General features: G+C 60.1%; 24 protein-coding genes. 15 read left to right on the forward strand and 9 right to left on the reverse strand.

Going from position 1 to position 20,731, the window contains the following annotated elements; genetic code table 11:
- Nucleotides 1-78: 78 nt before the first annotated feature.
- Complete coding sequence (locus FHX08_RS11215; protein WP_165911816.1) at nt 79-243, forward strand: hypothetical protein; 165 nt, start codon at nt 79-81, stop codon at nt 241-243.
- A 72-nt stretch (nt 244-315) separates the two neighbouring features.
- Here the strand turns inward: FHX08_RS11215 and FHX08_RS11220 are convergent, their stop codons facing one another.
- Nucleotides 316-1,683, reverse strand: a complete 1,368-nt coding sequence (locus tag FHX08_RS11220; protein WP_132650984.1) for an MATE family efflux transporter — start codon at nt 1,681-1,683, stop codon at nt 316-318.
- A gap of 37 nt (nt 1,684-1,720) precedes the next feature.
- Nucleotides 1,721-2,161 (reverse strand): glyoxalase superfamily protein, encoded by a 441-nt coding sequence (locus FHX08_RS11225; RefSeq protein ID WP_132650983.1) that lies wholly within the window; start codon nt 2,159-2,161, stop codon nt 1,721-1,723.
- Nucleotides 2,162-2,515: 354 nt separating this feature from the next.
- On the opposite strand from FHX08_RS11225, the gene FHX08_RS11230 reads away from it, so the two are divergent.
- Nucleotides 2,516-2,854, forward strand: a complete 339-nt coding sequence (locus tag FHX08_RS11230; protein ID WP_132651964.1) for a hypothetical protein — start codon at nt 2,516-2,518, stop codon at nt 2,852-2,854.
- Between the two features lie 64 nt (nt 2,855-2,918).
- Here the strand turns inward: FHX08_RS11230 and FHX08_RS11235 are convergent, their stop codons facing one another.
- Nucleotides 2,919-3,365 carry a host attachment protein gene (locus tag FHX08_RS11235; protein ID WP_132650982.1) on the reverse strand — a complete coding sequence of 149 codons (447 nt, stop codon included), beginning with the start codon at nt 3,363-3,365 and terminating at the stop codon, nt 2,919-2,921.
- Between the two features lie 550 nt (nt 3,366-3,915).
- Between FHX08_RS11235 and FHX08_RS11240 the strand changes: the two genes are divergently transcribed.
- Nucleotides 3,916-4,314: a PilZ domain-containing protein gene (locus FHX08_RS11240; protein ID WP_132650981.1), complete on the forward strand. Its 399-nt coding sequence runs from the start codon at nt 3,916-3,918 to the stop codon at nt 4,312-4,314.
- Nucleotides 4,315-4,408: 94 nt separating this feature from the next.
- The gene (locus tag FHX08_RS11245; RefSeq protein WP_132650980.1) at nt 4,409-5,521 is read left to right on the forward strand and encodes a pyridoxal phosphate-dependent aminotransferase; all 1,113 of its coding nucleotides are present in this window, start codon (nt 4,409-4,411) and stop codon (nt 5,519-5,521) included.
- A gap of 254 nt (nt 5,522-5,775) precedes the next feature.
- On the opposite strand, the gene FHX08_RS11250 is transcribed toward FHX08_RS11245, so the two are convergent.
- Nucleotides 5,776-6,045, reverse strand: coding sequence for a sel1 repeat family protein (locus tag FHX08_RS11250; RefSeq protein WP_132650979.1), 270 nt, complete (start codon nt 6,043-6,045; stop codon nt 5,776-5,778).
- A gap of 428 nt (nt 6,046-6,473) precedes the next feature.
- Between FHX08_RS11250 and FHX08_RS11255 the strand changes: the two genes are divergently transcribed.
- From FHX08_RS11255 to amn, 3 genes are all read left to right on the forward strand, one after another.
- On the forward strand, nt 6,474-6,812 hold the full coding sequence (locus FHX08_RS11255) for a DUF2147 domain-containing protein (protein ID WP_132650978.1): 339 nt from the start codon (nt 6,474-6,476) through the stop codon (nt 6,810-6,812).
- 125 nt (nt 6,813-6,937) lie between these two features.
- Complete coding sequence (locus FHX08_RS11260; RefSeq protein ID WP_165911815.1) at nt 6,938-7,117, forward strand: hypothetical protein; 180 nt, start codon at nt 6,938-6,940, stop codon at nt 7,115-7,117.
- Between the two features lie 83 nt (nt 7,118-7,200).
- Nucleotides 7,201-8,703: an AMP nucleosidase gene (gene amn, locus FHX08_RS11265; RefSeq protein WP_132650976.1), complete on the forward strand. Its 1,503-nt coding sequence runs from the start codon at nt 7,201-7,203 to the stop codon at nt 8,701-8,703.
- Between the two features lie 49 nt (nt 8,704-8,752).
- Here the strand turns inward: amn and FHX08_RS11270 are convergent, their stop codons facing one another.
- Nucleotides 8,753-8,920, reverse strand: a complete 168-nt coding sequence (locus FHX08_RS11270) for a hypothetical protein (RefSeq protein WP_165911814.1) — start codon at nt 8,918-8,920, stop codon at nt 8,753-8,755.
- Nucleotides 8,921-9,074: 154 nt separating this feature from the next.
- On the opposite strand from FHX08_RS11270, the gene FHX08_RS11275 reads away from it, so the two are divergent.
- From FHX08_RS11275 to FHX08_RS11290, 4 genes are read left to right on the forward strand one after another with little or no spacing between them, the layout of a single operon-like run.
- Nucleotides 9,075-9,425: a YciI family protein gene (locus FHX08_RS11275; RefSeq protein WP_132650975.1), complete on the forward strand. Its 351-nt coding sequence runs from the start codon at nt 9,075-9,077 to the stop codon at nt 9,423-9,425.
- 12 nt (nt 9,426-9,437) lie between these two features.
- Nucleotides 9,438-9,797: a YciI family protein gene (locus tag FHX08_RS11280; RefSeq protein ID WP_132650974.1), complete on the forward strand. Its 360-nt coding sequence runs from the start codon at nt 9,438-9,440 to the stop codon at nt 9,795-9,797.
- Nucleotides 9,798-9,800: 3 nt separating this feature from the next.
- Nucleotides 9,801-10,160, forward strand: coding sequence for a YciI family protein (locus FHX08_RS11285; RefSeq protein WP_132650973.1), 360 nt, complete (start codon nt 9,801-9,803; stop codon nt 10,158-10,160).
- A 10-nt stretch (nt 10,161-10,170) separates the two neighbouring features.
- Nucleotides 10,171-11,409 (forward strand): RNA polymerase sigma factor, encoded by a 1,239-nt coding sequence (locus FHX08_RS11290; RefSeq protein WP_132650972.1) that lies wholly within the window; start codon nt 10,171-10,173, stop codon nt 11,407-11,409.
- Between the two features lie 8 nt (nt 11,410-11,417).
- Here the strand turns inward: FHX08_RS11290 and FHX08_RS11295 are convergent, their stop codons facing one another.
- The gene (locus FHX08_RS11295; protein ID WP_132650971.1) at nt 11,418-12,386 is read right to left on the reverse strand and encodes a lysylphosphatidylglycerol synthase domain-containing protein; all 969 of its coding nucleotides are present in this window, start codon (nt 12,384-12,386) and stop codon (nt 11,418-11,420) included.
- A gap of 80 nt (nt 12,387-12,466) precedes the next feature.
- Here FHX08_RS11295 and FHX08_RS11300 point away from each other — a divergent pair, with 80 nt between their 5' ends.
- Both FHX08_RS11300 and FHX08_RS11305 read left to right on the forward strand, forming a co-directional pair.
- On the forward strand, nt 12,467-13,477 hold the full coding sequence (locus FHX08_RS11300) for a glycosyltransferase family 2 protein (RefSeq protein ID WP_132650970.1): 1,011 nt from the start codon (nt 12,467-12,469) through the stop codon (nt 13,475-13,477).
- Nucleotide 13,478: 1 nt separating this feature from the next.
- The gene (locus FHX08_RS11305; RefSeq protein ID WP_184327182.1) at nt 13,479-14,987 is read left to right on the forward strand and encodes an ArnT family glycosyltransferase; all 1,509 of its coding nucleotides are present in this window, start codon (nt 13,479-13,481) and stop codon (nt 14,985-14,987) included.
- Here the strand turns inward: FHX08_RS11305 and FHX08_RS11310 are convergent.
- Complete coding sequence (locus FHX08_RS11310) at nt 14,984-16,351, reverse strand: aspartate aminotransferase family protein (protein WP_184327183.1); 1,368 nt, start codon at nt 16,349-16,351, stop codon at nt 14,984-14,986. The two genes, FHX08_RS11305 and FHX08_RS11310, sit on opposite strands and share 4 nt — an antisense overlap.
- A gap of 75 nt (nt 16,352-16,426) precedes the next feature.
- On the opposite strand from FHX08_RS11310, the gene FHX08_RS11315 reads away from it, so the two are divergent.
- Entirely contained in the window at nt 16,427-17,773 is a 1,347-nt protein-coding gene (locus FHX08_RS11315) for a glutamine synthetase family protein (RefSeq protein WP_184327184.1), read from the forward strand.
- A 66-nt stretch (nt 17,774-17,839) separates the two neighbouring features.
- Here FHX08_RS11315 and FHX08_RS11320 read toward each other — a convergent pair whose 3' ends face one another.
- Entirely contained in the window at nt 17,840-18,784 is a 945-nt protein-coding gene (locus tag FHX08_RS11320) for a diacylglycerol kinase family protein (RefSeq protein WP_132650966.1), read from the reverse strand.
- Nucleotides 18,785-19,085: 301 nt separating this feature from the next.
- Here FHX08_RS11320 and FHX08_RS11325 point away from each other — a divergent pair, with 301 nt between their 5' ends.
- Entirely contained in the window at nt 19,086-20,321 is a 1,236-nt protein-coding gene (locus FHX08_RS11325; protein WP_132650965.1) for an MFS transporter, read from the forward strand.
- On the opposite strand, the gene FHX08_RS11330 is transcribed toward FHX08_RS11325, so the two are convergent.
- The gene (locus FHX08_RS11330) at nt 20,289-20,690 is read right to left on the reverse strand and encodes a helix-turn-helix domain-containing protein (RefSeq protein WP_132650964.1); all 402 of its coding nucleotides are present in this window, start codon (nt 20,688-20,690) and stop codon (nt 20,289-20,291) included. The two genes, FHX08_RS11325 and FHX08_RS11330, sit on opposite strands and share 33 nt — an antisense overlap.
- Nucleotides 20,691-20,731: the final 41 nt, after the last annotated feature.

The following is a 20,731-nucleotide window of genomic DNA, read 5'->3' on the forward strand; positions in this document are numbered from 1 at the left end:
AGAATTCGACAGCGGCGGGAAGGCTTTCGATGGTCTTATGATCCTGCCCCGGACGGGCACTGAAAGGAGGATCACCAGATGAAGAAGACCACATGCGCTGCCTGTGACTGCGAACTCGGACCGGACGCCATCAGCGTCAAGCTCGGCGGCAAGACCGTTGAGGTCTGCTGCGAGGAATGCGCGCAGGCACTCGGGGAAGCGAAGGCCGCCACGGCATCCACGCCCGCAGCCAGCAAGGATTGAAAACAGGGCCGCGCCCTGCAGGCGCGGCCTTATCTCTTTGTTTTACGGAATTTTGCTGAAGCGGCGGCACCCTCAGGCGGGCAATAGCCCATAACGCCAGCCGAGTCGCCTCGAGTTCCGGCTAAGGACAATAAAAGCCAGCAGGAACATGCAGGCTTCGGCAAAGACCGGAACCATCCAGATGCCCATCTCGCCGAAGCCATGCGGCAGCAGGAATGTCAGCGGCAGCGCGAAGAGATAAGCCCGCGACAGACCGAAGATCGCGGCTCGCTTAGCATCGCCAATCGCCTGGAAATAACCGGACAGCACGATCATCTGACCGAACAGGAAATAGGCGCCGACTGTCCAGGGCAAGATGCGGGAGACCTCGGCGATGACGACAAGATCGTCGACGAAGATATGACCGAAACGGGTTGCCAGCAGTTCGACCGTGATCTCCACGCCGGTGCAGTAGACGAGCGCGGCAATCAGGGCGATCTGCAGGCTGCGGCCGACGCGTACCGAAAGGCCGGCCCCGTAATTATTGCCGCAGATCGTCTGAAAGGCGATGTTGAGGCCGAGCAGCGGCAGATAGGCGACGGTCATGACACGGGTGATGATGCCGTAAGCGCCGACCGTCGCGACATAATCCCGCTCGCCCCAGACCGAAAGGTTAAAGATGACTGCCGCCGATGAGAGCGAGATGCCGATGAAGCCAAGGCTCATCGGCGCACCGAGCGCCAGGATCGGCCGCCAATCGGAAAACGAAAAGCGGGCAGCCGGACGCAGGGCGCTATCATTGCGCCAGCGATAGATCAGCACTGCAGCAAGGCAGATTGCCTGTGCGAGCACCGAGCCGAGCGCCGAGCCCGCCACACCCCATCCAAGGATCGCCATGAAAAACCAGTTGGCGGCAATGTTCAGCACTGTCGCGGCCAGCATCACCATGGTCATGAAGCCTATCCGGCCTTCGCTGCGCAAGGCATCGATATTGAGCGACAGGAAGAAAGCGACGGGTGCGGCACCGACCATGATGGCCATGAAGGTGCGGGCATTTTCGGCAACGGCGAGATCACCCGCCGCGGCATTGTTGACGATGTGCCGGCCGACGATCCAATAGATGACGTTGACGAGAAGCACGACGACGATCGCCAGCATATGGGCGGCTGCGAAGGTGCGCCGTGCCGCATCGCGATTGCCGCCGCCAAGCTCGCGGGCAAGGATGCTCGCCATGCCGTTCGAAACGAGCGACTGCAGGGCGAAGAGCATCATGAGGCCGGGGAAGATCAGGGTCACGGCTGAGAGTGCGCCTGCCCCGACATAGGCGCCGAGGAAATAGGCATCCACCACGGCAAAGAGGCCATTGATGGTGGTGATGAGGACGATTGGCAGCGCGGTGCGGGCAAAGACCGCGGGCAGCGGGCCAGTCAGAAAGGCATTGGCTTCTGAACGAGAGGTCATGGACGGATTCCGGGCGTTACGGGCGGCAACAAGGCGATCAGATATCGAGAACGAGGTGCGGCAGACCGTTCGAAGTCTTGCGCGGCGAAACACCGTTCTCGTCGATCTGGGCATGGATGCGTTGGCGGAAGGCCGAGAAGCTCTCGAAGGTCACGACATCGGCAGGCTCATCGAAATGAATGGTGATCCTGTAGAACTCGCTGCCGGGGATGGCGGAAAGCGCGAGAACCTTGCCGGTGAAGTGCTGGTTCAGGTAGCGGCCGCTGACATGGGCGCCGACGAAGATCGGTGACGACGGTTTGTCGTTCGGCTTGGCAGCAAGGGCAGAGAGCGTGTTCCAGTCGCGCGCGCCATATTGGCGGGCGATCAGTTCCAGAGCGGCGCCGTGGGTGATTTCACTGCCGCGCTCAGTCATGGCTTGGCGCAGGCGTTTTGCCTGGGCCTTCAGCTCGTCGACCGCAGGGTAAGTCATAGTCATAGGTTCAGCCTTTCAAAGGCATGCCATTCGACTGTCAGGGGGGCTCGCATTGCCGTCAGTCAGCATGCACAGGGGCTGTGACCATGATCGCGAGGCTTCACCATGGATCTTCATCCGCGAGCGGCCGGTGCCTCGAACCGGCTTCTCTATGCGCGACGACAGGCCGCAAGTCAATGGCGGCATAGCGATGGCGAAAAATTGGGCAGATTCTGAACAGTATTGCCCGCGATAAATGCGTTTTGCCAATAGATTTCGCACAAGCTCTCAATTTTTAAAGATGTTGTTCAGCAGATGTGAGCAATCCTGCGTTAAAATCCGATCGTACAACAAGCGGAGGCTGATATGGCCTTTCAGATGCACCTCGACACAGAACATCCCAAGCCCGAACAGGCTTATAAGGAATTCAACCTCGACCGGCCCGGCAACATCATCTTCGTCGGCCACCACTTGAGCACCGGCACACAGGTCCGTTGCCTGATCCGCACGATCACGCTTGCTGGCGCGCTGCTGGAAGTCAGCCCCAACCTGGACATGCCGCTGCATTTCTTCCTGGAAATCCTCGGCATCCGCGACGAGATCGGCTCGACCATGGTCAAGCGCGAAGGCGAATTCGTGACGATCAGCTTCAACATGCTGCTGAACCCCGAATTCCTGCATCACGTCCTGCGCTTGAGCTTCGAAGCCAGCCTCTGATATCGAGCCTTCTCGACGCATAAAACGCGAGCCTTGCGACCCGCGTTTTGATGCATGACGGCGATCAAGCGGCGAGATGCCGCTCGATCTCATCGACGGGAAGGTTGGTGTAATCCTTCGCCACTTCCGCCGAGATCGCCGCCTGCGCCTCCGCACTGAGATTAGGGCGCAACGCGCCGAGAGCCCGCGGCGGAGCGACGAGAACGATGCGGCTTGCTTCCTTCTCATGCACCAGTTCGTCGAGCTTTTCGGCAACCTCCTTCAGGAATTCTTCTTCCGCCTGGTCCTGCCAGTTGGTCTCCTCCATGGCGCTGCCGCTCGTGCCATCCGGCGCATAGGATCGGCCCGGCCTGTCGGTACCGATTTCGCGGGTCGGCTGATTGGGTTGCGTCAGGGTTTCACGAACCTGAAGGTTCATGAGTTCCGCGTCACCGGCATTCTGCAGGATCAAGGCTTTGGCACCATCGCAGACAACGACCCAGGATTCCCAGGGAACTTTGACGTCTGTCATTTGAGTTTCCTCGCTTTCATGATTGGCAGCAGCGCATCATCCAGAACGCCATACGTCCATCTGGACAGGCACAGGACGCTCTGAATCTGTGCATCGTGCTTTCTCGAAAAGGATTCCGATTTTCAGGCCGATGCTAGGGGGAAAAACGCCCGGCAATTGAAAGAGTTCGGGAAAACTCTGCTGAAAAAGAACTATTGGCGATCCGACGTCAGCCAGCTTGCATATGGTTTCATTTTGAGACCGGCGGCTTATGCAGCCTATGACACCGCTAATTTGTCGACATTGAAGAGCCGGCGCTTGCCATGAGCATGGCAGACATGGCCTAGCCTACCTTTCCGACGGCACTTGTGCTGCTGGAGGCTACTGCGCGGTAGGATTGCTCGCCTGAGCGACGACGGTTTATTCCCAAGAGGGCACAATAGATGTGCCGCTAACGTACAAAATTCAAACTCGTTAAAATTGTAGTTCTATATTTGACGAATGTGAAAAACATTCGTGTGAGCCTCTGTCGAGCAGCCTGAAATTTGAGCTGTCTGACGGAGAATGCGAAATGGAAATGCTCCGCGCAACACACCTCGCTACAGTGAAGTCGGCTGTCTATGACATTCGCTGGGAGGAATTCAACGTCAAGCGGCCGGCCCGCATCGTCGCCGTTCGCCCCTGTCTGACCGGGATTTCGATGCGGAGCGCCGAAATCCTCGAGATTTCTCAGGGCGGCGCAACCTTCGTCGTTTCGACCACTGCTGGCCTGCCCAAGCATTATTATCTGAACATTCTGGGCCTTGCCTACCGCATCGGCTGCGCCGAAGTTTATCGGCACAACGAGCGTATCGGCGTTCGCTTCATCAACCTGATCGAGCAGGACGTTCTACGCAAGGTAGTGCGCGCCGATTTCATGATCGGCAACGTGGAAGCGATCGACGCGCGCCGGAACGGCAGCCGCATCTGAGCTGTATCGAACGAAAAATAATCTTGCTTGCCTTGGCAGGACGAGAGCCTATTGTTGCGCCGCTTTTTCAATAATTCTGGGAAATTGCCGTCGCATGTCTGCCTTCTCGCGCTTCACGCCCCTTGTCAGCGCCCTGCCCTCCACCGTTCCTTTTGTCGGCCCCGAGGCCATCGAGCGCCAGCGCGGACTGAAGGTCGAAGCGCGCATCGGCGCCAATGAAAACGGCTTCGGCCCGGCCCCCTCGGTCCTTGCCGCCATGCGGGAACAGGCCGGCGATATCTGGAAATATAACGATCCGGAAAATTACGCGCTGCGCGAAGCGCTCGCCGCCCATCTCGGCGTGACACCGGCCAATATCGCCATCGGCGGCGGTATCGACGAATTGCTCGGCCAGATCGTGCGGCTGGTGATCGAGCCCGGCGGCACTGTCGTCACCTCCCTCGGCGCCTATCCGACCTTCAATTTCCATGTGAACGGTTTCGGCGGCCGGCTGGTCACCGTTCCCTATGCCGGCGACCGGGAGGATCTCGATGCGCTGCTCGATGCGGTCAAGCGCGAGAATGCGCCGCTCGTCTATTTCGCCAATCCCGACAATCCGATGGGAAGCTGGTGGGATGCCGAAGAGATCGTCGCCTTTGCGCGCGCCCTGCCGGAAACCTGCATGATGATCCTCGACGAAGCCTATAACGAGACCGGTCCGGCCTCCTCCCTGCCGTCGATCGCCTCACTCATCGATCTGCCGAACATCGTGCGCACCCGTACATTCTCCAAGGCCTACGGGCTTGCCGGCGCTCGCGTCGGCTATGTCATTTCCACACCGGGCACGGCGCAGGCCTTCGACAAGATCCGCAACCATTTCGGCATGAACCGGCTGGCAACGGTCGCAGCCCTCGCCGCGCTCAAGGATCAGGCCTATCTTTCCGAGGTGATCGATAAGATCCATGCCGCACGCGACAGGATCGCTGATATCGCCCGGGCGAACGGCCTGCAGCCGCTTCCATCAGCCACCAATTTCGTGGCCATCGATGCTGGACGCGATGGCGCTCACGCGCGGGCGATCGTCGACGGGCTGATGGAACACGGCGTCTTCATCCGCATGCCGGGGGTGGCGCCGCTGAACCGCTGCATCCGCGTCAGTGTCGGACCGGAAGCCGATATGGCCCTGCTCGAAGAGGCCCTGCCGCTGGTGCTGAAGAAGCTCGGCTGAAGCCGATTGCTTTGCGTAATTCCGGACGTAAAACCGCCACGCCGTTTTGCTGGAACGCTTCAAACGGGTAAACCGCGGCCGGCAGAGGACAAGCCGGTCGCGGTTTCCTTCTCCTGGCATCGGCCCCGTCCGAAGCGCCCCGCCAGCTCCCCTCTTTTGAGGTTGTTATTCTGTTATTGCCGTGTTCTCGGGAGACGGCCCGTAAAGCGCATGTCGTTATCGCAAAACCGCTGCGCACTTTTGCGCGACATGCTTTAGTGGATCGTCATCCATTCGCGGGCGGCACGGAGCGCAGATGCAAGCTGCATCTTGCTCATCGACGCGGCGACATCGGCGCGCAGCTCGGCAGCGCGGTCGTTGCCCTTGATTGCGGCGATGTTCAGCCACTTGTGAGCGGCGACGAGATCGATCTCGCAACCTCGGCCGGTCGCATACATCAGACCCATTTCGCAGAAGACATCGGCGCTGTTGTTATCGCCACCCATGGTGGCCATTTCAGCATTGTGCATTTCAAAGCGTGCCATCGGTTCTATCCCTGTTAGCCTGTTAAGACGTACCCTGTTTTACCTTCGAGCCTTGCCGTCTTCTGCGGCTTTCGGCCTCTCCGGTCCGGCGGGTTAACCCCGCTCGTTTGATGGGCTCACTATGTCAAACGGCTTTCAAAAAACGCCTAAAATGCATGATTAATTTGACGCAAACAAAGTGCAAATGCTTGGTAAAATTGGGTTTTTGTTAAACATCAGAATCCCTGCCAATTAAGGATTTTCGCACGTCTTTTACAGAATGTTAGGATTTGGAAATTGAGGATTTATTTACCATGAAATCAGCCCGGATCAGGCTGTCAGCAGAAAAACTGGAGGCGAAAGCCGGATTTCCGGTGCTTCTGCGGCGTGTTTACCTTTACGTTCGCGTTAGCTATTTTCGCGCCAATTCATATCTCATGGAGGAAGAGATGATCCGTACCCTCGTTCTCGCCAGCGCGCTGGCACTTGCGGCGGGCCTTGCCCAGGCCGAAGAACCTATTGTCGGCAAGTGGAAGACTGTCGCCGGCGATACGGCAGTGATTGCCCCTTGCGGCGGCGGATACTGCATTACGCTGAAGTCGGGCAAATATGCCGGCAAGAAGATCGGCACGCTGGCCGGAACCGGCGGTAGCTACAACGGGGAGATCACCGATCCCTCCGACGACAAGACCTACAGCGGTTTTGGCAACATTTCCGGCAGCTCTCTGAGGCTGAAGGGCTGCGTGATGAACGTCCTCTGCAAATCTCAGACATGGACACGTCTTTGAAGAACGGTCTTCGAGAACCTTAGCCGGCCTCGGAAACTGAACGCCAAATGAACCGCCATCTCAGCACCCGTTCAGCAGCGTCATGGCAAAACAGGACCATGAAGGGCGCATATCGGGGTAAGGACGTGGACGTGTTCATTCTAGCGAGACGGTTTACAATCATAACGCTCTTTGCGGCGATCTTCGCGATCTCGTTTTCGGCGGTGGTCGTACGCACCGGCGCCGGCGGCGCGCAGCAGTCGCATTTCGGCGCGAACTATACGTGCCTTGAAAGCACCGGCGGTTTCTGCACCGCTATCCGCTGAGATCTGGAAATATCGGGAAAAATATCTGGGTCTCAGCCCTTGCGCGTCGTTTGCTTGTTAAAAACAACCCTCTATAATACCTCATGAGCAAACGAATCTATCCACTATCCGCTTTCGATATTTCGTCCCCTCCCCCTTTCGAGCCGCAAACCTTCGACGATCCGGCAAAGGCTGTGGAAGCGCTGACGGCGCTTTACGAGCGCAATACCTCTTTCCTGATCGAGAGCTTCACGAAGCTCGCCCAGGGTGCGCCTATCACCTGCCACTATCGCGCCTTCTACCCGCAGGTCAGCATCGAGACGGCCAGCTTCGGCCATGTCGACTCCCGTCTGTCCTACGGCCATGTGACGGCGCCGGGCGTCTATACGACGACGATCACTCGGCCTAAGCTCTTCAAGCATTACCTGAAGGAGCAGCTGCTGCTTCTGATGAAGAGTCATAATGTGCCGGTCGTCGTTTCAGAATCGTCGACGCCGATCCCGCTGCACTTCGCTTTCGGCGAAGGTGCGCATGTGGAAGCATCGGCTTCGGCTTTCGTCGATGTCCCGCTCCGCGATCTTTTCGATACGCCCGACCTCAACATCACGGATGACCTGATCGCCAATGGCGAATACCTGCCGCCTCCGGGCGAACCGTCGCCGCTTGCGCCCTTCACCGCGCAGCGCATCGACTATTCGCTCGCCCGCCTGTCGCACTACACGGCGACAGGTGCCGAGCATTTCCAGAACTTCGTGCTGTTTACGAACTATCAGTTCTATATCGACGAGTTCTGCTCCTGGGCGCGCAAGCTGATGGCTGAGGGCGGCGATGGCTACACGGCCTTCGTGGAACCCGGCAATATCGTCACGCTGGCGGGATCGAGCGTCCCGGAAACGGATGCCACGCTTGCCCGCCTGCCGCAGATGCCGGCCTATCACCTGAAGAAGAAGGGGCATGCCGGGATCACCATGATCAATATCGGCGTCGGCCCGTCCAACGCCAAGACGATCACAGACCACGTGGCCGTGCTGCGCCCGCATGCCTGGCTGATGCTCGGCCATTGCGCCGGACTGCGCAACAGCCAGCGGCTCGGCGACTATGTTCTGGCGCATGCCTATATGCGCGAAGACCACGTGCTGGACGACGACCTTCCAGTCTGGGTGCCGATCCCCGCACTGGCCGAAGTGCAGGTGGCGCTGGAAGCCGCAGTTGCCGAGATCACCGGTTACGAAGGCTTCGAGCTGAAGCGCATAATGCGCACCGGCACGGTCGGCACGATCGACAACCGCAACTGGGAACTGCGCGATCAGGCAGGCCCGGTGAAGCGCCTGTCGCAGGCCCGCGCCATCGCGCTCGACATGGAATCGGCAACGATTGCCGCCAACGGCTTCCGCTTCCGCGTGCCCTATGGAACGCTGCTCTGCGTTTCCGATAAGCCGCTGCATGGCGAATTGAAGCTGCCGGGCATGGCGACCGCCTTCTACCGCACGCAGGTGAACCAGCATCTGCAGATTGGTATCCGCGCGATCCAGAAACTCGCTGCCATGCCGACGGAAGCCCTGCATTCCCGCAAGCTGCGCAGCTTCTTCGAGACGGCATTCCAGTAAGATATCAAGGGCGGCCCGTCCTTATCAGACGGGCTTCCCGATCTCTGGTCTAGACACTCGCGGCGAGCTGCAGCGCCTCGACAAGGCCGGCAAACGCCGCCAGCGCAATCCCGGTCCTCAGAAGCACCCTTATCGCTTCGGCATTCTCAAGCGGCGGCATCTTGCGTGCACCGCGTGCGACGATCAGATGTGCTATTCCGATTTCAAGCATGCTCATTGCCCATCTCCTCAATGTCTCAGATGGAGCTTTGTCGAATGCCGCCTCGACCTTTCGACATTCATTCCCGCTAAAAGATTTTTTTCTTCCCTGTCGAAAAGCGCATAGGCTGCTCGTCCAAAGGCTGTGGACGCGCAGCGTGGAGGACAGAGGAATGAAATATCTATGCCAGGTCTGGTTCGACGGCTCGATGCTGTCGGCGATGTCCGATGAGGAGAAGAACAAGCTCGACGGGGATTCGCTTGGCTACGATCGTGACCTGGCCGGCAGCGGCCACCTGATCGTTGCCCAGGCGTTGCAGCCACCGCAATCGGCCGTTACCGTCCGCGTGCGCGGCGGCGAGATGTCGGTGACCGATGGTCCCTTCATCGAGACAAAGGAAGCGCTCGGCGGCTTCATCCTGATCGAAGCCAAGGATCTCAACGATGCGATCCGGGTTGCGGCCGGCATTCCGCTGGCAAAGCTTGGCGCGATCGAAGTTCGCCCCATTCATGAATTCGGCTGAGGAGGTCATGCCATGAAGTTTCTGGGTCAGATCTGGTTCGATACCGAAAAGAGCAGCAAAGTGACGCCGGAGGAATGGGCCGCAGTCACGCAGGAATGCATCGTCAGCGACGACCAATGGCGCGCCAGCGGCCATATGCTCAGCGCGCTGGCGCTTTACGAGCCGGAGCAGGCCGTGACGCTGCGCGTTCGCAACGGCACCGTCGCCGCGACAGATGGCCCCTTCGCCGAAATCAAGGAGCATCTAGGCGGCTTCGTGGTGATCGAAGCCAAGGATATGGCGGAAGCACAGTCGATTATCTCCACCTTCCCGATCCTCAAATATGCATCAATCGAAATCCGGCCGGCCTATTCGATCAAGGATGGGAGGTAGGCCATGCGCTTCGTCTGTCTCATCTATAATTCCGCCGATACGGACGGTACGCTCAGCCCGGCAGAAGGCGACGAACTCGTGAGGGCGCATTTCCGGTACGACGAAGAGCTTGAGCGCAACGGTATCATGATCCATTCCGATGCACTGGAAGGACCTGACAGCGCCTCGGTGCTGAGAGTGCGCCAAGGCGTTCTGTCCTCGACCGATGGCCCCTATGTCGAGACCAAGGAACATCTGGCCGGCATCTACATCATCGAGGCGGCCGATCTCGAAGAAGCGCGCAAGGTTGTTGCGGGCATCCCAAGCGTCCGTTTCGGGGCGATTGAATTACGGCCGGTGAGAATACTCACCCTGCCGCCGTGAGGATTCAATTTTGGAGCAGGTGATCGAGGATATTTACCGCCAGCATTCGCGCCGGGTTCTGGCAACGCTGATCCGCCTGCTCGGCGATTTTGACCGGGCGGAGGAGGCGCTGCATGACGCCTTTGCGGCGGCTGCGCGGACATGGCCGGTCGACGGCATGCCCAACAATCCCATCGCCTGGCTGGTTTCGACCGGCCGCTTCAAGGCGATCGATCATCTCAGGCGGCGGGCACGCTTCAATGCCTCGCTGCAGCATATCGAAGACGGGCTTTACCCTGGCGGCACAGAAACGGAAATCGGCGACATGGAACCGATCGAGGACGACATGCTGCGGCTGATCTTCATCTGCTGCCATCCGGCCCTTGCCGCCGATGCGCAGATGGCAATGGCTTTGCGTGAGGTCTGCGGACTGACGACGGAAGAGATCGCCCACGCCTTTCTGGTTCCGGCCCCGACTGTCGCCCAGCGCATCGTGCGCGCCAAAAACCGGATCAAGACGGAGAAGATTCCCTATGAAGTGCCTGCTGGTGCCGAGCTGCCCGAAAGGCTCGACCGGGTGCTGCATGTCATCTACCTCGTCTTCAACGAAGGCTATTCGGCATCCTCAGGCAATACGATCGTACGCGCCGACCTGACGGCAGAGGCGATCCGGCTAGCTCGGCTGCTCGCGGCCCTGCTGCCGCATCCGGATGTCGCGGGCCTTCTGTCGCTGCTTCTGCTGCAGGAATCGCGCCGTGCTGCCCGGCAGGATAGCGACGGGGCGCTGGTGCTGCTCGCCGATCAGGATCGCTCGTACTGGGACCGCGGCATGATTTCCGAAGGGCTTTCGCTGCTTGCGATCGCCATGCGCACACCAGAGATCGGCGTCTATACCGTCCAAGCGGCAATCGCCGCCGAACATGCGAAGACCGCCAGAACAGAGGAAACGGATTGGCGCCGGATCGCCTTCTATTACGATCTGCTGATTGCCGCCCATCCTTCCGATATCGCCGAGCTCAATCGCGCGGTCGCAATCGCCATGACGGAGGGGCCGGAAAAAGGGCTTGCGCTTGTCGATGCCATCATCGCCAAGGGGCAGCTTTCAGCCTATCACTTGGCCCACTCGGCACGGGCGGATTTCCTGCGCCGGCTCGGCCGCAAGGCCGAAGCGATTGGAGCTTACGAGACGGCACTGGCATTCTGCCGGCAGGAGCCGGAACGGGTCTTTCTGCGCAAGCGTATTGCGGAGCTTAGAGCCCTTCCTGGTTAGGAAAGGCTCTAGGACCTGATCTGGCGGCGGCGGCCGAGGGGCAACGAGATCGCCGTACCGGTCAGGGCGGAAACGATGATCAGGAGATGCGCGTTGACGCTTGCCTGTGCCAATAGATCCAGCGCCGAGCGTTCACTCGATGCGCCGAAGGCGACCGCGCCAGCGGTAATGCCCGCCGGATAGGTGCCGACGCCGCCGGGCGCATGCACCGGCAGCACCGAGGACAGCTCGCCGCCGAGCGCGCCGCCGAAGCTTGCAGCCATAGGCATGACGCCCATCAGACCGAGCGCCCAGGCGAGCACCAGAACCTTGACCAGCCAGTTCACGACCGTCATCGCCCAGGCACGGGCAAAGGCGACTGCATCGACGGGCAGTCCGTTCTCGATTTCATGAAGCAGTGCCTGTGCCTTGTGCGGCGCGAGCCTAGCGCCGAGGCGCAGCAATGGCTTGCGGGCAGCAAAGGCGAAGACCGGCAGAAGCAGGAAGAGCGCCCAGACCAGCCATGCAAGCGCCCGATTAGAGGCTTCGGCAGCAAAACCCATGCCGGCGGCGGCAAGCAGCGCATGCAGGTCGAGCAGCCGCATGACGAGCAGCGCCGAGGTGCCGCGCGTCAGCGGAATGCCGAATTCGGTGCGCATCAGCACTGGAAAGCTGGTCTCGCCGGCGCGGAAGGGCAGCATGATATTCAAGAGGTTATGGATCTGCGTGACGCGGAAGAGCGCTGCAAACCGGCCCACCGTCTCCCGGGGGAAATAGTCGTAGATACGCCATGTCCGGAGGAAATAGGTGCTGGTCAGCAGGATCAGCGCGCCGATGATCGGCCGTGGACCGACGGCGGCCCATTGCTGTAATATGACCGCCCAGCCCCAGAACCATTCGATGAAAAGCGCATAAGCTGCGACGATTGCGACGGTCAGCAGGCTCATGCGATTGCGTAGAAACCAGGATTGCCCGCTTTCAACACTCGGGGTCTTCATGTATCAGGCTTCCTAAGTTTGGCTGCGGCGGCTGGTGTTCCAGGGTCTTCCATTGCCGGGCCTTTTAGGAGAAATGAAACTTGCAGACAACGGTAGAGTCCATTCTCGATACGAATGATCCGGTACAACCGCTCGAACTGTCGCTGGTCGTTCCGGTCTTCAACGAGGAAGAAAGCATCGGCCCGCTCGTCGAGCGCATCGTCGCGGCCATGACCGACTATCCGCATCGCTGGGAACTGATCCTCGTTGACGACGGCAGCACGGACGCGACGCTCGTCAATGCCCGCAAATATATCAATCAGGAAAGGCTGACGCTGCGCATCGTCGAGCTGCAGCGCAATTTCGGCCAGACCGCCGCCATGCAGGCGGGCATCGACACGGCGCGGGGCCGGCTGATCGCCACCATGGACGGCGACCTGCAGAACGACCCGAAGGATATTCCATCGATGGTCGCGGAACTGGAGCGGCGCGAACTCGACCTTCTCGTCGGCTGGCGCAAGAACCGCCAGGACGGCCTGCTGTTGCGGAAGATTCCCTCCTGGTGCGCGAACTACCTGATCGGCCGCATCACCGGCGTAAAGCTGCACGACTACGGCTGCAGCCTGAAGATCTATCGCGCCTCGATCATCAAGCAGGTGAAGCTGATGGGCGAGATGCACCGTTTCATCCCCGCCTGGGTCGCCGGCGTCGTGCCAAGCTCGCGCATCGGCGAAATGGTCGTCACCCACCATGCGCGCCAGCACGGCACATCGAAATACGGCATTTCGCGCACTTTCCGCGTAATCCTCGACCTGCTGTCCGTCATGTTCTTCATGCGCTACAAGGCACGTCCGGGCCATTTCTTCGGCTCGCTCGGTCTCGGCCTCGGGGCTCTTGCAGTGCTGATCCTGCTCTATCTCGGCTTCGACAAGTTCATCATGGGCAATGATATCGGCACGCGACCGATGCTGATGGTCGGCGTCGTGCTGCTGCTCTCATCGGTGCAGATGATCACGACGGGCATCCTGGCGGAGATGATCGCACGCACCTACTATCGCGACGACGCGTCGCCGAACTATATCGTGCGCCAGATCTTCTCCAGAGAAAGCTGACGTGCAGAGCCTCATCAGCCGCCGGCCACATCTGATCCTGGCGGTGCTTGGAACCTATTTTCTGCTCCACCTGATCGTCCGGCTCAGCATTCCCAATGCGCTGGAACTGGACGAGGCGGAGCAGATACTGCTCTCGCAGTGGTTTGCGTTCGGCTACAATTCACAGCCGCCCTTTTACAACTGGGTGCAATACGGCGTGACATCGCTCTTCGGCGTGTCGCTGTTTTCGCTGTCGATCCTCAAATGCAGCATGCTGTTCCTCTCCTATGTCTTCTATTGGCTGGCGGCGCGGTCGACCTTAAAGAACGGCAGCCTGGTGGTGGTGGCGACGCTCGGCCTGCTAACCGTGCCGCAGGTCGTCTTCGAGGCGCAGCGGGACCTGACGCATTCGGTGGCGACGATCTTTGCCGGCTCGCTGTTCCTCTATGGGTTTTTCCGCACGCTGAAGACGCCTTCGGCGATCTCCTATGCCATTGTCGGCATCGCGACCGGCATTGGCGTGATCTCGAAGTATAATTTTGCACTTCTTCCCGCCGCAGCCTTCATCGCCGCCCTGATCGATACCGATTTCCGCAAACGGCTCTTCGACTGGCGGCTGATCCTGACCATCGTCCTGGCGATCGCGATCGTCCTGCCGCACGCGCTCTGGTTCCTGGATCACCTCGATCTTGCGATCGACCGCACGCTGCACAAGATGACGGGCGACGAAAGCAAAGGCCTCGCCTTACAAGTATCGACCGGTTTGCTTCGGTTTGTCGTCGCGATTATCGGCATTGCCGGTCTTTCGGTCGTCGTCCTTCTGTCGCTCTTTGCCAGATCACTGCCGGCGATGTGGCGCGCTTCCAGCCGCTGGTCGCGGATATCGGGTTGTATCCTGCTGATCGAGATCGGTGCCATTGCGCTGATGATCTTGTTTGCAGGCGTCGACAATATCGCCGACCGCTGGCTGACGCCGCTTTTCCTCATTCTGCCGCTCTATATCTGCATGAAGGCCGAAAGTGCCGAGGTCGATACCGGCGTGCCCTTGCGGGCATCGCTTGCGGTCAGCGGCGTCATCATGGCTGTGGTGCTCGTCGTGCTCGCCATGCGCGCCTATTGGGGGCCGCTCTTTGGCGACTATCAGCGGCTGAACATTCCCTATGACAGTTTTGCCGACACGATCCGCAAGGATATCGGCGGTGAGCCGGGACTGATCGTCGGTTACGACCCACATCTGGAAGGCAATATGCGGCTGCAGATGCCTGGCACTCCGGTGCAGTCCTATTTTTATCCGGACTTCAAGCCAACGTTCCATCTTGACGCGAAACATCCGGTCGTCTTCGTCTGGCGCGATGACAAGGGCAAGACGCCACCCGCCTGGCCGAACGAATATTTCGGGGATGTGCTGACGGAGAACGGCTTGAAGCAGCCGGAAACGCATGTCGTCACCCTGCCCTATATTTACGGCCGGCCGGGTGACACCTATCAGTTCGCCTACGCTGTCGCCTATCCCTACGCGGCGTCTCTCTAAGAGCGCAGTTCCTTCCAGGCCGCGTCCAGCGCAATCTTTGCGATGCGCGCCATCTCATCCACCTCCTCATGGCTGATGATGAGCGGTGGCGAGGCGAGCATACGGTCGCCGGTGGCGCGCAGCACGAGACCGTTTGCGAGTGCGTGATTGCGCACTAGGGAGCCGATCGGATCAGGCTTCTCGAAACGAGTACGAGTTTTCTTATCGGCGGCCAGCTGCAGGCCGCCCATCAGGCCGATACTTTGCGCCTCGCCGACGAAATCATGCTCGGCAAGTTCACCCCATTTCTTTGCGAAATAGGGGCCGATATCGTCGCGCACGCGCTCGACGAGTTTCTCTTCGTCGATAATGCGGAGGTTTTCGAGTGCGGCGGCAGCGCAGACCGGGTGGCCGGAATAGGTGAAACCGTGGTTGAAATCGCCGACCTCATTGATCAGCACATTGGCGATGCGATCGCTGACAAGCACGCCGCCGATCGGCAGGTAGCCTGACGACAGGCCTTTGGCGATCGGCGCGAAATCGGGCTCGACGCCGAAATATTGATGGCCGAACCATTCGCCGAGGCGACCAAAGCCGCATATGACCTCATCGCTCACGAGCAGGATGTTCCGCGACTTGCAGATTCGGTCGATCTCCGGCCAGTAGGTCTCCGGCGGAATGATGACGCCGGCCGCTCCCTGGATCGGCTCGGCAACAAAGGCGGCGACATTGTCTTCGCCGAGTTCATCGATCTTTTCTTCAAGTTCCCGGGCCACCTTCAGGCCGAATTCGGCAGGCGTGAGATCACCGCCCTCCCCATACCAATAGGGCTGACCGATATGGACGATGCCAGGAATCGGCAGATCACCCTGCTCATGCATGTATTTCATGCCGCCGAGACTGGCGCCTGCAACCGTCGAACCGTGATAGCCGTTGCGACGGGCAATGACGGTCTTCTTGGAAGGCTTGCCGACCGCCGCCCAATAGACGCGGGCCATGCGAAACCACGTGTCGTTCGCCTCGGAGCCGGAGCCGGTGAAGAAGATATGGTTGAAGCGCGGGCCCGCCTTGGACGTCACTTTCTCCGCCAGCAGGGTCGTCGGCGGCGAAGTCGTACCGAAGAAAGTATTGTAATAGGGCAGCTCGTTCATCTGCTTTGCTACGGCATCGGCGATTTCCTTGCGGCCATAGCCGATATTGACGCACCAGAGGCCGGCGAAACCATCGAGATACTTCTTGCCCTTGTTATCGAAGATGTGCACGCCCTCGCCGCGCTCGATGATGCGCGTGCCGTCGGCATTCAGCTTCTTCATGTCGGAGAAGGGATGCAGGTGATGGGCGGCATCGATCGCAGCAAGATTGGACATCGGGTAAGTATCGGACATGATTGGACCTTCGGATTGAAAGGCTTTGACTGATCGTTTACGAGCTTGGCCTTCTGCGAGAGGATTTTCAAGGTCATGGCGAGCAACGGCAAAGAGGCTGAAGCGGGCGATCCGCGTTTCGAGATCCTAATCGTCGGCATGAATGGCGACCTGCGCGGCAAGCAGCTTCCGCTTTCCGCCGAAAAGAAGGTCTGGGCCGGCGATATCCGCCTGCCGACCTCGACGCAGTCGCTCGATATCTGGGGCGACGACAATGACGACATTACCGGCCTGTCACTGACGATCGGCGACCCCGACGGCAATGTCATTCCTGACCGCCGCAGCCTGGCCCCTATGCCCTGGGCGCCGAAGGGTTCCATGCAGGTGCTTGCCACCATGCATGAGTTCGACGGCAGCCGCAGCTTTATGGATCCGCGTGGCATCCTCGCCTCCGTTCTCGAGCGCTATGCCGAGCGCGGGCTGACGCCTGTCGTGGCAACGGAGCTGGAATTCTATGTCGTCGAGGAGAATTGGCGCGAGACAGGCACGCCCTGCCCGCCGGCAAGCCTTACCTATCGCGGCGATCCGAACGGTTTTCAGCTCTATGACATGAGCGCCGTCGATGCACTCGACAGCTATCTGCTGACGCTGCGCAACTATGCCAATGCGATGAACCTGCCGGCAGAGGCGACGACGGCGGAGTTCGGTCCCGGCCAGTTCGAGGTGAACCTGCTGCATCGGCCCGATGCGCTGGCCGCAGCCGACGACTGCCTGTACCTGAAGCGCATCGCCGAGCAGGCAGCGCGCAAGCACGGGCTAAAATCGACTTGCATGGCCAAGCCCTATTCCGACCATGCAGGTTCCGGACTGCATGTGCATGCGAGCATCATCGACAGCCAGGGCAACAATATCCTCGATGCCAGGGGCGGCGAACCGACGCTGCTGAAATCGGTGACGGCAGGCATGCTGCAGACCATGCACGAGGCCCAGCTCGTTTTCGCGCCCTTTGCCAATTCCTACCGCCGTTTCCAGCCGGGATCCTTCGCGCCGACCGATCTGACCTGGGGCAACGGGCATCGCGGCACGGCGATCCGCATTCCTGACAGCAACGGGCCGGCCGCGCGCATCGAGCATCGCGTGGCCGGTGCCGATGCCAATCCCTACCTGCTGCTGGCGGCCATCCTCGGCGGCATGCTGCTCGGCCTCGACGGCGATCTAAATCCCGGCGAGGAAACGACGCCCGCCTATACGCCACCAGGCGCAAAACGGCTGACCCATGATTTCCTGACGGCGGTGGAGACATTCCGGCAATCGGCCTTCATCGCCGATATCTTTGGAGAGCGGTATCGCAAGCTTTATGGCGACACGAAGTACAAGGAAGCGATCGCACATCTGCGCACTGTATCCGATTTCGATTACCGCACGTATCTTCCACGCCTCTAACCTGCGCAGGACCTGATCAACGGTCATGTCGGTTTTTCTTCTGGCAAATGAGGCACTGCGGCGATGTCAGGCCGCAGGCTCGCGCCGTTCACGTTCGCCTTCCTGCGCCGCCAATCCCTGCTTGACCAGCACCTTCAATTCGCCGGGATGAAGCTTGATGGCGACATCGCGCTCCAGCGGCAGCAGTTCGCCATCCATGACGCAGTTCGCCTTGGCGCGCAGCTTCGGAAAATGCAGATGCACCTCGGCCGGATGCATGACCATGACCGCATCGTTCTCACGGAACTTGCCGCGCAGCATGTCGATCGCCAACCGTGCGACGCCGAGCGGCTTCAGCGGTCTTGCGGTATAGAAACCAAGCTCGCCGCTGCGCAGGTTGTCGGCATAGAGCAATGTGTTTTCGCCGAAAGGGTTGTTGGAGACCGAGATGGCGGAAACGCGACGGGTCTCCCTCATACCTGCCGCCTCGAAGACCACGTCGAATTCCGGCGGATTGAAGACGACGCCGAAAGCGGCACGGGCGCTCGCCCGCATCTTTCCGAAGCGGGAACGATAGCTGTAGGAATTGCGGTATCGCACCATGCGTGCGTGCAGGCCCGCGGAGAACTGGTGAATGAAGGGCCTCCCGTTGGCGCTGGCGATATCAACATTGTCGAGTTCGCCAAAAGCCAGGACCTCAAGCGCCTGCCAGATATCGAGCGGCACTTTCAGCGAGCGGGCAAAGAGGTTCATGGTACCTGCCGGCACGACGCCGAGCGCCACGCCGTTTCTCCAGGCGATCGAAGCAGCGGCAGAAATCGTGCCGTCGCCGCCGCCGGCAACGATGCCGTCGATGTCGTCGCGCCGCCCGGCGCGTTCCATGGCGGGAACGATCTCATTGCCGGAGAAGACGATGGCATCGAAATCATGCCCGGCCTGGCGGAAGACCTCTTCAGCCCGCCTCTCGTACGCCTGCATGTCCGTCGTTCTGAAGGTACCGCCGTCGCGATTGAAAAAGCCGACGAGCTTCATGAGGTCCCGGTTTCCTATCCTCGCTGTCCCTGCCCTCAAGAAATGGTTGAAGCGGTTGCGATTTCAAGCCGGAAGGTTTGACCAGTCACATCGCCGAAACGCAAATATTGCAATACACGTATGCAGATAACACGACGCTGCACTGCAAAAAAAGCACTCGACGCTCCCGACCTCCTGTTCGATAGATGGCATAATGGAGAGCGTATCTCCACCTCCCGCCATTTCTGCCCATCATTTCTGACTGCCGACCCTGCCCCATGCCAGAGGTCGCCGACAAGCACAGATTCGCCGAGGACCGCCCGTGAGCCAGGTTGCCGTAAACGATTCCATCGATGATGATTCCACCGATTCGAGGCCGGAGGCGGAGCTTCCCTCTTGCATGACCGTGGCCCTGGTGCAGCTGGCCCTTGCCGCCGGCGGTTTTGGTATCGGCACCGGTGAATTCGCCATCATGGGTCTGCTACCAAATGTGGCGGACACCTTTTCGGTCACCACCCCGCAGGCAGGTTATGTCATCAGCGCCTATGCGCTCGGCGTGGTGATCGGCGCGCCTGTGATCGCTGTCCTTGCCGCCAAGATGGCGCGGCGTACGCTGCTCCTCTGCCTCATGCTGCTCTTTGCGGTCGGCAATATCCTGAGCGCCGTCGCGCCGACCTTCGAGAGCTTCACGGTGCTGCGCTTCATCACCGGTCTGCCACATGGCGCCTATTTCGGCGTGGCCGCCCTCGTCGCTGCCTCCATGGTGCCGGTGCATCGCCGTGCCCGCGCCGTCGGCCGCGTCATGCTCGGCCTCACGGTTGCTACCCTGCTCGGCACGCCGTTGACCACCTTCTTCGGTCAGGCGCTGGACTGGCAGGTCGCCTTCCTGACCGTCGGCATCATCGGCCTGGTGACGGTCGCCCTCATCTGGTTCTACGTGCCGCGTGACAAGGTCGCCGAAGGGGCAAGCGCACTGCGCGAACTCGGCGCCTTCCGCCGTCCGCAGATATTGCTGACGCTTGCTATCGCGGCGGTCGGCTATGGCGGCATGTTCGCGATGTTCAGCTATATCGCTTCGACAACGACACAGGTCGCAATGCTGCCGGAAACGGCCGTTGCGCTTATGCTCGTGCTTTTTGGCGTCGGCATGAATGCCGGCAATGTCATCGGCTCATGGCTTGCCGACAAGTCGCTGCTCGGCACGATCGGCGGCTCGCTGGTCTATAATATCGTCGTGCTGACGATGTTCTCGCTAACCGCCTCGAACCCCTACATGCTCGGGCTCTCAGTCTTCCTCGTCGGCTGCGGCTTTGCGGCGGGCCCGGCGCTGCAGACGCGCCTGATGGATGTCGCGGCCGATGCGCAGACGCTGGCTGCCGCCTCCAACCATTCGGCCTTCAATATCGCCAACGCGGTCGGCGCCTGGCTCGGCGGTCTCGTTATCGCCTGGGGTTATGGCTTTGCAGCGACCGGCTATGTCGGCGCCTTCCTGTCTTTCCTCGGCCTTTTCGTCTTTGCGGCCTCGCTACGCCTGGAGCTCCGCAGCCGGCGCGCTTAGAGCCTTCGCAATATGCAGTTCCCGGCCTTCGGGGCTACAGAAGACGAATTCGTCACCCCAGGCGGCAAGTGCCCGGATGACCGGCTTCAGCGTGGAACCGAGCGGGGTCAGCGCATATTCGACGCGCGGCGGCACGACCGGGTAAACTGTTCGTGAGATGAGGCCGGATTCTTCCAGCTCACGCAGCTGCTTCGTCAGCATGCGCTGGGTGATCGCAGGCAGGTGGCGTCTGAGTTCATTGAAGCGCAAAGTCTTGTCCATCAGGTGGAAAAGGATCACGCCCTTCCATTTTCCATCGAGATAACTGAGCGTCGCCTCCACCGGGCAGCCGGGAAAATTCGTGAGTAATTTGGCGCGCGGCAGCGACATCGACAGTATCCTTTTTGGTACTACGTACAGAATTTGTGCAT

This window comes from Rhizobium sp. BK529, assembly GCF_014194105.1.
Lineage (GTDB): Bacteria > Pseudomonadota > Alphaproteobacteria > Rhizobiales > Rhizobiaceae > Rhizobium.